Genomic DNA, 14908 nt, shown 5'->3' on the forward strand with positions numbered 1-14908 from the left:
TAAATCAAAATAAAGATTTTTATTTAAACTAATCGCAAAATAAAATGTTTAAGTTTAAGGTATGAAGAAAGATAAAAAGTCGTAAAAATACGACATTTTATTTTTTGCAGATATATCCAATATAAAGAAATGCGTGAATATTTACCGAGGCTCGCCAATACTGTCTATCTTTTCTGATTCTATTTTTACACCACTTTCCTAAATTCCATAAAGGCAAGTGGTATGATGACTTTCTAAAACATCAATGATAAAATTGTTTAAAAGTGTTTTTTGCATAGAGAATCTAATTAATATATTTGTTAAAATCATTTTAATTCCAAATCCAGCTCAGATATGTATTTTTTTGGTATATTGCCTTTAAATAAAACATTTTCTAAAAAATTATCACCTTGGTTTTTCTTCTCTTTTTCAACAATTTCCTGTATAATCTTAAATGCAAAATTATAAACCTCTTCGTGATTTATGTCACTTAATTTTAAATTATTGTTGTTGATATAGGTTGCACTAAAGTATAAAAGGTAATAAGTTGCATATTTTAAGAATGAATATGTATTTGATAGTTCTTCCTTTTTATTCTCTATGTATAGATATATTTTATACTTGTAAAGTATATTTTCTGCGCTTATATTATTAAAAATATTATTGTATTCAGTATCAAAAATCATACTCTTTTTACTTTTTGCTTCTGCTGGTTTACCTAAATCATACACTAATAAAATTTGACCTATTTTTTCGCTATCAAGTCTTCTGCTTCTTGGCTTATCCCTATATTGATTTTTTTGCGTTCATAATAATATCCCAGATTTTCAAATTCTTTTTCAAGTTTAATTTGTATATCATCTATAGAACGTATATCTCTACCTCTTATTGGATTTTGATTATTTGTGTATTGTGCAATTTTTGCTTTTAAATTGTTGTTATTATTAACTTGGTAAATTTTACATAATAATGATACATCATCTACAATATCACTTGAATCAAGTGCTTCTTTTAAGGAGTGTATAGTTTGACCACCATTAACAATCTGTATGTTTTTAAGAATTATTGAAACATCTTTTCTGCCTTGATATTCAATATTATCACATATAATTGTTATACCATTATTGTAAAAGAAAAAATTTACAGATTCCACTTCATCCTCAGCAGTTTGTTTGATAGATTTATTCACATTTGTTCTTTGATGTAGATAAATGCGGACATTATCGTTAAAAGCTACTTCTTCAATTTTTGTTTCTCTAATATCCTTTATTGTAGCATTGATATTGTTTCTGAGACTTTCATTGTTACTTACGATTCTTACGATATCCTTAGCATATAACTCCATAATAAGAGCCCTATTTCCACCCTCACTCTTTTCGAAGAAGTTTCCAGCAATGCTTTTAATTTGCGCATTGATTTGATAGCTTGGATTAATTATTTTATCTACCAAATTCTTTAAAGAAACATTATTAATAGTTATATATTTACTTATTCCGCGTTCGAATATCTTATTTTTAAAAATGTTTAATTTGTGCTCGATAATACCACTAGAATAATTACTAATAAAAAATATATTGAAATGCAATATATTTCCCAATTCTTGCAAGAAGAATATTTCTTTGCATTTTATTTTTAGTACTTCATTTTTAATACTGTTAGTATCCTTGTGAAATAAACTATCTATAAATGAATAAATTTTGTCTAATTCATTTGAGGGAAAATTTTTATTTATTTTATCAAAATTAACCCCATATTTACAATTAACAATATTAACTACTTTATTTTCTTCATCTATAAATATGGCATCAACTCCATTATCATCATATGAAGTTTGTTCTAATAATTTAAGGCATGAAGTATCAGTTATGGCTTCCTTAGCTTCATCTTCTTGGAGATTAAAAAAATATTCCAATATAAAGAAAATAAATGATATACCGCTTTCTATTTCTTTGTCGTATTTTTCTTTTAATTCGTTAGCAATTCTTTGCACATATGAATTAACAACACTAAAATTCTGATAATTAGGACTTTCAATCATCTTTTTGTCTCCTATATGAATAAAAAAATATTTTAACCATTCTACTCCCACTCAATCGTGCCTGGTGGTTTAGAGGTTATATCATACACCACGCGGTTAATCCCTTCTACTTCATTAATGATTCTATTTGCCACGCCCTCTAAGAAGCTATGTGGGAGGTGAGAGAAAGTTGCTGTCATACCATCTAGTGCCTCTACTGCACGCACACAAATAGTATTATCATAAGTGCGGTTATCGCCCATCACGCCCACACTTTTGACATTTAGAAGCACACAAAATGCCTGCCATACTTTATTGTATAGATTGTGTTTATGAAGCTCTTCAATAAATATAGAATCACAAGCCCTTAGCAAGTCTAAATCCTGCTTATTCACCTCTCCCATAATGCGTATTGCTAAGCCTGGCCCTGGGAAAGGATGACGCATAAGCATAGATTCAGGCATTCCTAGCTCTCTTCCTAATGCCCTTACTTCATCTTTAAAAAGCTCTCTTAATGGTTCAATAAGTTCAAATTTCATCCAATCAGGTAAGCCCCCTACATTGTGGTGGCTTTTTATCGTCTTGCTAGGTCCTTTTACACTTACAGATTCGATGACATCTGGATAGAGTGTGCCTTGAGCGAGGAATTTTATCTCTCCATTTGTATTGTGTTTTTTAGCTTCCGCTTCAAAGACTTCTATAAAGGTTTCGCCAATGATTTTTCGCTTCACTTCTGGATCGGTTACGCCCTTTAGTTTGCCTAAGAAAATCTCACTTGCATCTACGGTGATAAGTGGCACGCCTAAGTTTTCTCTAAACATTGCCTCCACTGCTTCTCTCTCTCCTGCCCTCAAAAGCCCCGTATCTACAAATACAGGGATAAGATTCTCCCCAATAGCACGATAAAGAAGTGTGGCAACAACGCTAGAATCCACCCCACCACTCACAGCACATAAAACTTTGGAAGATTCAGCTTTTTGCGATAAATTGTGGAGTTTGTTTGTCGCAGCGTCGATAGACGCTCTAGTCTTATCTCCTTGCTCTGCACTGCACAACCCCAATTTCTCATCAAAAATCTTAGAATCTTCTTGTGTTGCTGTTTTGGGTTTTGCTAAACTTCCTTCGCTATTCGCTCCAAAACCACTAAAATTGCCTAAAGACATAGCATTCTGCAAATCTAAATCTTTTTCACCTAGCACGATTTCTTTAAGTTTTTTAATCTCGTTTTCTGCAAAATATTTCATATTCCAATCGGTTTCACTTTTGCAAATATGTACTGCGAAATTCTTTAGGATTTCCCCTCCGCATTCGCTATGCACGACTTCAGGGTGAAATTGCATTGCATAAATATGGCGCTCTAAATTTGCAATCGCGCAATAATGTGTGTTGCCACTCTTTGCAAGTTCAATAAAGTCTTGCGGGATTTCTTCTACTTTATCAGCATGGCTCATCCATACGATAGAATTTTGCTTAATGCCATTTAATAGCACAGATTTAATATTTTTCTTATGGGATTTATAAAGATAAGAATGCATAATATCTTTGCTTAAATCTTGTTTTACTTCAATGTTTCCAATAGTTTTGGCTAAATCTTTAGCCTCTTTTGTATCAGAGTAGCATACAGAGTGGATTTCTCGCATATTGTATGTTTTTAGAGCATAGTTTTTAAGTGCCTCTGCTAATTCTTCTCCATAGCCTTTTTCAAAAGCTTTTTGGTTTAAAATGATATTCGCTTCTGCAACTTTGGTAAAGTGTAATCCAAGAAGTCCCATAAACTGATCTTGTGTTTTATCAAAGACAGCCCAAAAACCACAGCCAAAATTATAATAATTATTAATTTCTTCAGAAATCCAAGCATCTAAATTGTTTTTATCGATTGTTTTATTTGCGGCTCCTATGATATCTTGATTTTCAAAGAAATTTTGAATCATAGGAGAATCTTCTAGCATTAATTCTCTTATAATTGTATGTTGTGTTTCTATGAAGAATTCTTTGCGTTCGTGTTTAGTGGTGAGGCAAAATACAGAATGAGGAATTTTTGTGTTGTCAAATTCTTTGGAAATGCTACCAATACAAGGCATTTCAAAAATTTTAGCTCTATCAATAGCACCACGATCATCATGCCTTAATGTTGCATAAATTTTGTGGCAATGGAGATTGTGAATAGCATAGCGTATGCATAAGCGTAATCCCTCATAACAATAGGAAGCTCCCCAGTATTCCTTTTTGATTAGACAGGCTACTTCTATGCCTTTTTTACCATCAGTAATTTCTTGAATGTTTAATCCAATTTGTCCTATGAAATTTCCATCAAGAGTTTCTAAAGCCCACATTCCAAAGCCAAAATGTTTGTAATTTTCTTGTTGTAAATTTAGCCATTCTTGTGTATTAGGATTTGTAAAATCAAAATTAAATCTCCAAGAGCCTACCTCATCATTATCTTGCAAGGAGATTTTAATATTTTCTAGGTCTTTATACTCTAGTTCTCTAATAATTACTTCAGGAGAGCGTAAAATAGGAGCTTTTTTGTGCTTTTGTGCATTAGCAGTAAAATATTCCTTGAGATATTTGACTTCAGCTCTTAGATTGACTACTGGATAGGCTTTGTTTTTAATGGGCATATTTTCTATATTGATTGCTTTAAAGCCAAGCTTTTTAAAGAAGCCTAATCCTTGCATATTATCAAAAAAACAATTAGAATAAATATAATCGTATTTATCTACATAATTTTCTAGTGCATAAGAGAGTAGTTTGCTTCCTACGCGACAAAACCTATACTTTGGTGCAATAAAAAGAAGCCTTAAAACATCTTCTTTGCCGCTAATAAAGCCCATAGTATCTTCTTTATTGCTTGCTACGATGATTGTTTCATTGCTTTTTAGCTCTTCGTAGATCATTTGTTTAATATTTTCATAATCTTCATTATCTAAGAATGTATAGGCTTCTTTTACAGATTCTTCCCAAAGATCTAGCATATCTTTAGCAATTTGTGGAAAATCACAATAGCGGAATTTTGTAAGCACAATATCATCTTCAGGCTCATCTTCTAGTATCTCTAAAATTGCTTTTCCAAATTCTTGCGCTTCTGCTTTGATAACTTTACCTCCAAAATAATGTGCAATATATTGCATACCATAACAAATTCCAAGCACAGGAATACCTAGTTCAAAAATAGCTTCATCAGGCTTATAAGCACCTTCTTCATAAACGCTTGCAGGACCACCACTTAAGATTATTCCTTTAGGATTTTTTGCCTTAATAGAATCTATGCTTTCAAAATAGGGGACAATCTCTGTATATACGCCATATTCTCGCAATCTTCTTGCAATAAGTTGTGTGTATTGACTTCCAAAATCTAGCACTAAAATTTGGACTTTATTCATAATGATACCTTGTAGTTTATAAGAAATTTTAAATAAAAATTCTGCAATTTTACACTAAAAAAGCATAGAAAACTTTTAAAAATTTACAAGATTATTCTCTAAAAATAGAAGATGATGTGGCATATCTTGATTGCGGTAATGTCTTATAAAAGTGCTTTTTTTCTTAAATCCTAATTTATTTGCTAAATTAAGCGAAGCAAAATTATTTTCTTTAATGATGCAATAAATTTCTTTTAAATTTAGCACATTAAAAGCATAATTTCTAATTTCTGTGGCAACTTCTATGCCATAACCTTGCTTCCAATAAGGTTTATCTAAAATCCAACCTATTTCAATAACTTCTTTTTCTTGTATTTTTGTTTTTTGTAATCCTGCAGTACCTATTAGAGTGTTTGTATCTTTTAAAACAAGAGCATAAAATCCCAATCCATCTTTTTGGTAGCTTTGTAGTCTTTTTTCTAGCCAATCTTGTGTATCCTCTGTGCTAAAGCCATGTCCCCATGCATACATTACTTCTATTTTGCTAAAAATAGAGTGTAAAGCTTTAAAATCTCTTTTGTTTAGGTAGTGTAAATTAGTTCTTTTTGTGCTTAAAATGGGGGTGCAAGTGTATTTTAGTAAAGAAGAAAGCTTAGCGCTAAAGTGCGTGATGGGAAAATCTCTCCCTTTAGAATCTTTTGGGCTTTGTGCAAATTCTATAAAGCCTAAGTTTTGATAAAAGATAAACGCATTTGTATTTTGTGTGTTGCAATCTAGCTCTATTGTTGTATAGTTTTGCAAAAAACGCATACAAGCTTCATAAATTAGCCTTTTGCCGATACCTTTTTTAAAATGGTTTTTAGCGACAAAAAGCATTTCTATTTTGTTTTTAAATACACCTATAAAGCCTAAAATCTCTTCTTTATTTTGTACTAAAAGGATTTCACAAGCTAAAATCCCTTCTTCTACTTCATTTTTTAGGTTAGAAATATCACTTTCTTTTAAAAAAGTATGGCTACTTCTAACGGATTCTTCCCATAAAGAGAGAAGGGCTTTTAGTTTTTTGGTTTTGCTAGTGAGTGTTGTGTAGAAAATATTTTGCATAAATTTCCTTAAAAGGTGAGATAAAGTCCGTAAAGTGCAAAGAATAAAGTAGGTAGCGTTAAAATAAAAGCAAAAAATAAATAAGTAAAAAGATGGATTTTTACTCCATTTCTTTTAAGTCCATCTAGCCATAAAAGAGTAGCTAGAGAGCCAATAGGAGTGAGCTTAGAGCCGATGTTACAACCTAAAAGATGTGCATAGACTAAAATTTGTGAAGAATCTTTTAAGGCTAGATCACCAATCATCACCATAGGAAGATTGTTAATAAGGCTAGAGCCAAAAGCAGAGCTAAAGCCAACAAGTAAAGTTTGAATAAAAAGAGGATAGCTTTGCAAATTTGCTATAAGATTTGCTAAAAAATCTATAAGACCATTGTTATAAAGTCCATATACCACGACAAAAAGCCCAAAACTAAAAATCACAATGCTAAAGGGGGCTTCTTTTAAAAGGGGTAAGATTTTAAAAGTCTTCTTAAAAGCACCATAAAAAATTGCAAGCAAGCTAATAAAAAGCATAAAAAAGCTCATAGGAATCCCTAAAGGATGTGAAAACATAATGCCAAGCAACATTAAAACAATCAAAAAAACACAAAAAAGAAGAGTATTGAGGGTGGGTAGGGATTTGTTTTTTAGATTAAACTCTAACTCTTTATTAAGATTTTTTCTATTTAGCATAAAAAAGAGTAAAGTAAAAGTAAAAATAGCAAAGACTTGTGGTAAAGCCATAATAAATAAATATTCAAAAAAATCTAATTTGTAGGCATTGGCTGTGATGATGTTTGTAAGATTTGAAAATATGAAAATATTAGAGGCAAAATCGCTTAAAAAACTCACAAGCAACAAAAAGATAATAAGCAGTTTAGAATTTGTGCCAAAAAGAATAAGAATAAGAGGGGTTAGGATTAAAATCGCACCATCATTTGCAAAAAAGCTACTTAAAAAACTAGCAAGAAGCACGACAAAAAGATAAAATTTCCAAGTTTTGATACGAAGCGTTTTTTTATGTGTTGAGAAGAGAATAATATAATGGGCTAAAAAATCAAAAAATCCAAATTTTTTTAAACTAAGAGTAAATAAAATAAGCCCAACAAGTGCAAGAGTGCTATCCCACACCATATTCCAAACATTTAAAATATCTTCTAAATCTACCACTTTAGTCAAAAATGCTAAGAGCGCACAAAAAGTGCTTGAGATAAAAAGCGGGATCTTAAAAGGACGCAGATAAATCAAAAAAAGCGTGAGTAAAAAAAGAGGTAATGCCATTATTGTATAAAATGTGCCCCCACAGATTGTTCCCTTTTGAGTGCGGATTCTATGATATTTTTAGCTACAAGCAAACGCAGTTTCAAAAGTCTTCCGATATTGCTTTCTAGCATTACTTCCACGCCTCCTAAGGCTTCATTTAGGCCACTTTTTTTGCGGATAATCCCTGCTTTTTCCCACATAATTTTTCTTAAAAGTGTCTTTAGATTTTCATCTTGCTCTTTTTGTAAGATTTGTGAATGGAGGGGAAATTCACGCCATTTGGGTTGGTAATTTTGATTTAAAATATCTCTTGAGGCACGACGCGAGAAGACTAAACCCTCTAAAAGAGAATTAGAAGCAAGGCGGTTTGCCCCATGCACCCCTGTGCAAGCACATTCACCCACAGCATAGAGATTATTTGCTCCCACTACTTTTCCTAAATGATTTGTTTTAATCCCCCCCATACAATAATGAAAAGCAGGAGAAATAGGGATTTTATCTTTGGGTAAATCATAGCCAAGTGCGCTAAGATTTCTAGCGATGTTTGGAAAACGCTCATAAAAAAAGTCTTTACTAAAAGGGCTTAAGTCTAAATAGACTTCTTTTTGTTCTTCTGTTAGCTTGCTATTTTTTGCTAATTCTAGTTTATAATCAAAAATAGAACGCGCCACTTTATCACGCGGGGCAAGCTCTCCTAAGCTATCATAATCAAATAAAAACCTTTTTCCCCAAAAATCCACAATATGTGCCCCTTCACCTCTTAAAGCTTCGCTAAGGAGCATTTTTCTAGCATGTTTTGTTTTGGTAAATACGGTGGGGTGGAATTGTAGCATTTCCATATCTTTTAGCTCTAAACCATTTTCTAAAATCATTCCATGTAATTCTGCTGAAATAGTATAGGCATTTGTATGGTAGTTAAAAAGCGCTCCTATACCCCCACTTGCTAAAATTACATTTTTAGCATAAAGATTATAATTTCCTCTTTTTGTAAGCACACTTACTCCACAACAAGAATTGCCCTCCATTAAAAGCTCTGTAACGGTGGCATTTTTCCAAAGTGTGTGGTTGATTTGTGAGATTAAGTGGCTATGCACAACTCTTCCTGTGCAATCCCCACCTGCATGGATTATCCTAGAGGTGCTATGTGCGGCTTCTTTAGTAAAGAGTAAATTGCCTTGTTTGTCTTTATCAAAGGGGGTGTTTTTAGAAATTAAATCCTCCAAAACTTCTAAACTTTCATGGCTTAGGGCTTTTACAGCCTCTACATTACACATTCCAGCACCCGCTTTTAGTGTATCATCAATGTGTAAAGAAATGTCTTCTTTATCTTTGGCTACTGCGATTCCTCCTTGTGCATAGAAAGTATTGCATTCCCAAGGCTGATCTTTACACAGGATTAAAACTTTTAGGTTTTTGGGTAAATTTAAAGAAGCATAAAGCCCAGCAATCCCAGCCCCCACGATAATTACATCATAAAACATCAAAAAACTCTTTTTATGGATTTTGTGTGCTTTGCTTTGGGTTAAAAGGATCGTCTTTAAAACCGCAACCATTTAAGCTAAAACAAGCAATTTGTGCTATAATTAGCATATGAAAAAAGTATCTCAAATTTTGTCTTCTAAAGAATTGTCGCATCTTTTTCAAACTCCAAAATATAAAAGCTTACAAGCTATGAATCGCTTTGTTTTGGCATTGCCTTTTAGTTTGCGTCAAGGTATTTTATTTACTTATACAAAAAATCATATTATGTTTTTTGTCTTAAAGCACCAAGGATTTAAGCTTGAATTTAATTATAAACTTACAATTATAAAATCACTATTAAAAAATTATCAAAAAGTAAGTGGAGAACTTTTAGAAATACAAGAAATAAAAAGCTTCGTTACTAACAAAATGGCAAAGGAAGTAAAACAAGAAGTCATTAAAACTTATGGTGAGCTTGCTAAAGGAGATTTTGTAAATTTAGCACAAAATGAAGAGATTTATGCTGTATTTGAACGCATTAGGGAGCATATTTGGAAGAACAAAGGAAATTAAAACCATTAAATTCAGAACTTTTAGAAGTTTTAAAAAATATTCCAAAAGTGAGTGGGGTTTATCATTATTATGATGAATTTGGAAGGCTTTTATATGTAGGCAAAGCAAAAAATCTTAAAAATAGAATTAAGAGCTATTTTAGATTCACTCCAGCTTTAGCACCTGCGCCTAATTTAAGCCTAAGAATTACACAAATGATCTCACAAGTTTGTGCTCTTAGATATTTAGTTGTGGAAAATGAGCATGATGCACTTATTTTGGAAAATTCTTTAATTAAGCAATTAAAGCCAAAATATAATATTTTATTACGAGATGATAAGACTTATCCTTATTTATGTGTGGATTTCAATGAGGATTTTCCACGCATTGTTTTAACAAGAAAAGTATTTAAAAAGGCTAAAGGTTTGCAGTATTTTGGTCCTTTTTCTGTGGGTTGTAGGGATTTAATGGATAGTTTGTATGAGCTTTATCCTCTTGTGCAAAAAGAGAGTTGCAAAAGGGGCAATAAAGCATGTTTATTTTATCAGATTAAGCGTTGTTTAGCCCCATGTGAAGGCAAGGTGGATAAAGAGAAGTATGCAAAAATATTAAAAGAAGCTTTAAAAAGTTTGGAAAATCCTAAAAAGATCATTACTCAATTAGAAGAAAAGATGTTAAATCTCTCAAGCCAAATGCGTTTTGAAGAAGCAATTGTTTTGCGTGATAGGATTGCCAAAATTAAATCCATTAATCCACTAAGTAGTGTGGATTTTGTAAATTTAGGCGATTTAGATGTGTTTGCGTTTGTAGATGAGGGCAAAAGAGGTGCGATTGTGAAGTTTTTCGTGCGATCGGGTAAAATCGTCTCAAGCAGTGTGAATATTATCCAAAGTAATTTTGGATTTGAAAAAGATGAGGTTTATGCTAAAAGTGTTTTAAACTATTATCATAAAGACTTACCCATAGTGCCTAAAGAGATTTTGCTAAGCGATTGTATAGATGAAGATAAAATTGTAGAATTAGAAGCACATCTAAAAATATTATTTGATAAAAAGATTTCTTTGCATACGCCAAAAAATGGAGAAAAAAGAAAGCTGTGTGAGCTAGCGTTAGAGAATGCAAAAGAAGTTTTAAGATTAAATGTAAATAAAGAAAAAGATGTGATAGAGGCTTTAGCAGAACTTTTTTGTCTTGATGAAAGTCCTTATCGCATTGAAGTTTTTGATACTTCACACCACAAAGGAGAAGAGTGCGTGGGAGCAATGGTTGTGTATGAAAATGGCTGGGATAAAGAATCTTATCGCCATTATCATTTAAATGGAAGCGATGAATATTCACAGATGAAAGAAATGCTAATGCGTAGGATTGAGGATTTTAGCAAAGATTCTCCTCCTAATTTATGGCTACTTGATGGAGGGCTAGGGCAGATAAATCTAGCCAAAAGTCTTTTGGAGAGTGCAGGAGTGAATTTGAAAGTTTTGGGGATTGCAAAAGAAAAGCTTGATTTTAAAGCCCATAGAGCCAAAGGAAGTGCAAAAGATATTTTACGCGATGGCAAGGCAGAGTTTAGCTTAAAGCCAAGCGATAAAAGATTGCAATTTTTGCAAAAATTAAGAGATGAAGCACACCGCTTTGCAATTACTCTTCATCAAAAGCAAAAGCAAAAAACCATGCAAAAAAGCAGACTTTTAGAAATTAAAGGCATTTCTTATGCAACACAAAAGAAATTATTAGCTTATTTTGGAAGTTTTGAAGCAGTGCAAAAAGCGTCTTTAGAGGAGCTTTGCAAGATTGTGCCTTTTAAAATTGCACAAGAAATTAAAAGGCAAGATAAATAGTTATTTAGCTTCTATTTGTTACAATAAACAAAAATTATTATAAATTTAGAGGTAAAATTATGGATACTAAATATATTTTTGTAACAGGTGGTGTGCTAAGCTCACTAGGAAAGGGGATAACTTCCTCTTCTATTGCAACACTTTTAAAACATTCTGGTTTTCGTGTGGGGATTTTAAAGATTGATCCTTATATTAATGTAGATCCGGGCACTATGAGTCCGCTAGAGCATGGAGAGGTTTTTGTAACCCATGATGGTGCTGAAACAGACTTAGATATAGGGCATTATGAACGCTTTTTGAATATGAATTTTTCCTCTAAAAACAATTTTACCACGGGACAAGTTTATCAATCCGTCATTGATAGAGAGCGAAAAGGTGGGTATTTGGGTAAAACTATTCAAGTTGTGCCACATATTGTAGATGAGATTAAAAGACGCATAAAGTTAGCAGGAGAGGATAAAGAGATTTTAGTAGTGGAGCTTGGTGGAACGGTAGGCGATATAGAGGGCTTACCCTTCTTAGAAGCTATGCGAGAAATGAAGCATGAATTTGGAATGGAGAGGGTAATTAGTATCCATGTAACGCTAATCCCACTTATTAGAGCAGCAGGAGAGCTAAAAACAAAGCCCACACAGCATAGCGTGCAAGAGCTAAGGAGAATTGGTATCACACCTCAAATCATCGTAGCAAGAACAGAAAAGGAAATCCCACAAGATTTAAAAAACAAACTTTCTTTGAGTTGTGATGTAGATGGGGATTGTGTGATTATGGCAGAAGATGCAAAAAGTATTTATCAAATGCCTCTTAATTTCTTAAAAGAAGGAATTTTAACACCTATTAAAAGATTTTTAAAGCTTCCAGAATTTAAGCCAGATATGAAAGAGTGGGATATTTTAGTAAAGCAGATTTTAGCTCCACAAAGTGAAGTGAGTATCGCATTTGTAGGAAAATATCTCACTTTAAAAGAATCCTATAAGTCGCTTATTGAAGCTTTAATCCACGCAGGAGCAAATCTAGATACAAAAGTAAATATCGTATGGATTGATAGTGAAGAGCTAGAAAAAAATGAGGAACTAATAGAGCAACTAAAATATGTCAATGGAATCTTAGTGCCGGGTGGATTTGGTGAGCGAGGTATTAAAGGCAAAATGAAAGCAATAGAATTTGCAAGAGTTAATAAAGTTCCATTTTTGGGGATTTGTCTTGGAATGCAACTTGCAATTTTAGAATTTTGCCAAAATGTGCTAAAGATTAAAGAGGCAAATTCTATGGAATTTGAACCGCAAACTAAAGAGCCTGTAATTTATCTAATAGAAAATTTTATGGATCAAAATGGCAAAGAACAAATTAGAACCCATAAATCTCCTATGGGTGGAACAATGAGGCTTGGAGAATATGAGTGCAATACGCTAAAAGATTCTAAACTCCAAAAAGCCTATAAAGGACAAAAACTTATTAAAGAACGCCACCGCCACCGCTATGAAGCAAATCCAAAATATAAAGAACAGTTAGAAAAAAATGGAATGATAATCAGTGGAGAATCAAAAGGACTTATTGAAGCAGTGGAGCTAAAAGATCATCCTTGGTTTATAGGAGTGCAGTTTCACCCAGAATTTACTTCAAGACTTCAAGCGCCTAATTTAGTGATTTTAGAGTTTATCAAGCAGTCTATTGATGCAAAAAGACAATCTTAAAAGCTTAAATAAAGAAGAGATTTTAGAGATTTTAAAATCTCGCTTTGCAAATGAAAAAATCCAAACACTCAAAGACTTGCCAAAGCCAAATACGCTAGATAATTTAGAGCAAATGGCACAAAAGATTCACAAAGCTATTTTAGAAAATAAAAAAATTGTAATTTTGGGGGATTATGATGTAGATGGTGTGGTTTCTTGTGCTATTGTGAGTGAGTTTTTTGCTCTTATTCCTTATGAGATTAGCATAGTTATTCCTAATCGTTTTAGCGATGGATATGGCATTAGCGAAAAAATAGTAGAGCGTTTAGAATGTGATATGATAATCACTGTGGATAATGGAATCTCTGCACTTAGTGCTGCTTCTTTGTGTAAGGCTAGAGGGATAGAGCTTTTAATCACCGATCATCATACCCCAAAAGATGAATTACCCGATGCACTGATTGTAAATCCAAAATTATCACCTAATTTTCCACAAAAAGAGATTTGCGGTGCAAATGTGGCATGGTATTTGTGTGCGGCATTAAAGCAACAAATGGGGTTAAATATAGATTTAAGTCAATTTTTAGATTTTTTGTCTTTGGCAATTATTAGCGATGTGATGCCACTTAGCGGGATTAATCGTGTGCTTTTTAAAAAAGGGTTGGAAGTTTTTAAAAATACAAAGCGTTTAAGTTTGCAAGTTTTAAAAGAGAATTTTAGAAATTATAGCCTAAATGCAGAAACTTATGCTTTTTATCTTTCTCCTCTTTTGAATTGTGCTGGGCGAATGAGGGATGCTAAGGAGGCTTATGATTTTTTAGCACAAAAGGATAGCACAAAAATTTATGAGAATCTTTTTTCTTTAGTGGAGCTCAATAAAGAAAGAAAAGCAATGCAAGAAGAGATTTATAAAAAAGCAAGTGAGTATTTTAGCGATGAAGTGCATTTGCCTTTTGTTTGTTTGTATGATCCCTTTTGGCATGAAGGGGTTTTGGGGATTGTGAGTGCTAGAATGTGTGAAGAGTTTTTAAAACCTGCTATTATTTTAACCAAGAGTGATGGGGTTTTAAAGGGAAGTATGCGTGCTCCTTATGGGGTAGATTGTGTAGGGATTTTAGAAACTTGTAAAGAATATTTAAAAGGTTATGGGGGGCATAGTGGAGCAGCAGGGCTTAGCTTAGAAGTAAAAGATTTTATGGATTTTAAAAACGCGCTTATGCAAGTTCCTTATCAGATAGAAATAAAGCAAAATGAAGTTATGGGGAGATTGCATTTAAGGGAAGTTAGTAGGGGATTATGGAGCATTTTAGAGGATTTTGAACCCTTTGGAGAGGGTAATCCAAAGCCAAAGTTTTTAATAGAAGCTAGATTAAAGAGTGTGCGTTATTTTGGCGAGGGAAATTTGCATAGTAGTTTGGTGCTAGAAGAAGAGGGGGAAACTTGTAAAGGCATTATGTTTTTTAATGTGATTAAAGAGGAGTTTTTGGGTAAAAATATAGAATGTATTGCAAGTTTATCTTGGGATAATTTTAACAAAGAACCTTCGCTTAGAATTGAAAAAATAGAGATGAAAATTTAAATCTAGGATTTATTTTTCATTGCAAGCATAGCAAATGCAAATCTAAAAAGAATATAAAACACAAGAAAACCAAGGAGATTATTATTTTCTTGCGCTCAA

Annotated in this window: 9 protein-coding genes and 2 pseudogenes; 4 read left to right on the forward strand and 7 right to left on the reverse strand. The window is 32.6% G+C overall.

Annotation, left to right across the window (positions count from 1 at the left end):
- Positions 1 to 305 precede the first annotated feature (305 nt).
- The 7 genes and pseudogenes from EBF09_RS08320 to nadB all read right to left on the reverse strand — a co-directional run bounded on the left by EBF09_RS08320 (position 306) and on the right by nadB (position 9187).
- Entirely contained in the window at positions 306 to 710 is a 405-nt protein-coding gene (locus EBF09_RS08320; RefSeq protein ID WP_332870717.1) for a hypothetical protein, read from the reverse strand.
- Positions 711 to 724: 14 nt separating this feature from the next.
- Entirely contained in the window at positions 725 to 2017 is a 1293-nt protein-coding gene (locus tag EBF09_RS08325; protein WP_121764649.1) for an AIPR family protein, read from the reverse strand.
- 41 nt (positions 2018 to 2058) lie between these two features.
- Positions 2059 to 3117 (reverse strand): annotated as a pseudogene (gene guaA / locus EBF09_RS09485) (glutamine-hydrolyzing GMP synthase); the annotation flags it as partial.
- 210 nt (positions 3118 to 3327) lie between these two features.
- Positions 3328 to 5379 (reverse strand): annotated as a pseudogene (locus tag EBF09_RS09490) (GNAT family N-acetyltransferase); the annotation flags it as partial.
- 75 nt (positions 5380 to 5454) lie between these two features.
- Positions 5455 to 6462: a GNAT family N-acetyltransferase gene (locus EBF09_RS08350; RefSeq protein ID WP_121764650.1), complete on the reverse strand. Its 1008-nt coding sequence runs from the start codon at positions 6460 to 6462 to the stop codon at positions 5455 to 5457.
- A gap of 8 nt (positions 6463 to 6470) precedes the next feature.
- Complete coding sequence (locus EBF09_RS08355; RefSeq protein WP_121764651.1) at positions 6471 to 7724, reverse strand: ArsB/NhaD family transporter; 1254 nt, start codon at positions 7722 to 7724, stop codon at positions 6471 to 6473.
- Complete coding sequence (nadB, locus tag EBF09_RS08360; RefSeq protein ID WP_121764652.1) at positions 7724 to 9187, reverse strand: L-aspartate oxidase; 1464 nt, start codon at positions 9185 to 9187, stop codon at positions 7724 to 7726. The genes EBF09_RS08355 and nadB overlap by 1 nt, the downstream gene beginning before the upstream one ends.
- Before the next feature lie 109 nt (positions 9188 to 9296).
- Between nadB and EBF09_RS08365 the strand changes: the two genes are divergently transcribed.
- From EBF09_RS08365 to recJ, 4 genes are read left to right on the forward strand one after another with little or no spacing between them, the layout of a single operon-like run.
- Entirely contained in the window at positions 9297 to 9740 is a 444-nt protein-coding gene (locus EBF09_RS08365; RefSeq protein ID WP_121764653.1) for a hypothetical protein, read from the forward strand.
- Entirely contained in the window at positions 9719 to 11557 is a 1839-nt protein-coding gene (gene uvrC / locus EBF09_RS08370; protein WP_121764654.1) for an excinuclease ABC subunit UvrC, read from the forward strand. The genes EBF09_RS08365 and uvrC overlap by 22 nt, the downstream gene beginning before the upstream one ends.
- A 59-nt stretch (positions 11558 to 11616) precedes the next feature.
- Complete coding sequence (locus EBF09_RS08375; protein WP_121764655.1) at positions 11617 to 13251, forward strand: CTP synthase; 1635 nt, start codon at positions 11617 to 11619, stop codon at positions 13249 to 13251.
- On the forward strand, positions 13232 to 14809 hold the full coding sequence (gene recJ / locus EBF09_RS08380; protein WP_121764656.1) for a single-stranded-DNA-specific exonuclease RecJ: 1578 nt from the start codon (positions 13232 to 13234) through the stop codon (positions 14807 to 14809). The genes EBF09_RS08375 and recJ overlap by 20 nt, the downstream gene beginning before the upstream one ends.
- Positions 14810 to 14908: the final 99 nt, after the last annotated feature.

This window comes from Helicobacter burdigaliensis (genome assembly GCF_003670295.1).
GTDB lineage: Bacteria > Campylobacterota > Campylobacteria > Campylobacterales > Helicobacteraceae > Helicobacter_D > Helicobacter_D burdigaliensis.

Excerpts from the sequence above, each read along its gene's own strand:
- EBF09_RS08325 (WP_121764649.1), bottom strand. The coding sequence starts at position 2,017 with ATGATTGAAAGTCCTAATTATCAGAATTTTAGTGTTGTTAATTCATAT.
- EBF09_RS08350 (WP_121764650.1), bottom strand. The coding sequence starts at position 6,462 with ATGCAAAATATTTTCTACACAACACTCACTAGCAAAACCAAAAAACTA.
- EBF09_RS08355 (WP_121764651.1), bottom strand. The coding sequence starts at position 7,724 with ATGGCATTACCTCTTTTTTTACTCACGCTTTTTTTGATTTATCTGCGT.
- nadB (WP_121764652.1), bottom strand. The coding sequence starts at position 9,187 with ATGTTTTATGATGTAATTATCGTGGGGGCTGGGATTGCTGGGCTTTAT.
- EBF09_RS08365 (WP_121764653.1), top strand. The coding sequence starts at position 9,297 with ATGAAAAAAGTATCTCAAATTTTGTCTTCTAAAGAATTGTCGCATCTT.
- EBF09_RS08375 (WP_121764655.1), top strand. The coding sequence starts at position 11,617 with ATGGATACTAAATATATTTTTGTAACAGGTGGTGTGCTAAGCTCACTA.
- recJ (WP_121764656.1), top strand. The coding sequence starts at position 13,232 with ATGCAAAAAGACAATCTTAAAAGCTTAAATAAAGAAGAGATTTTAGAG.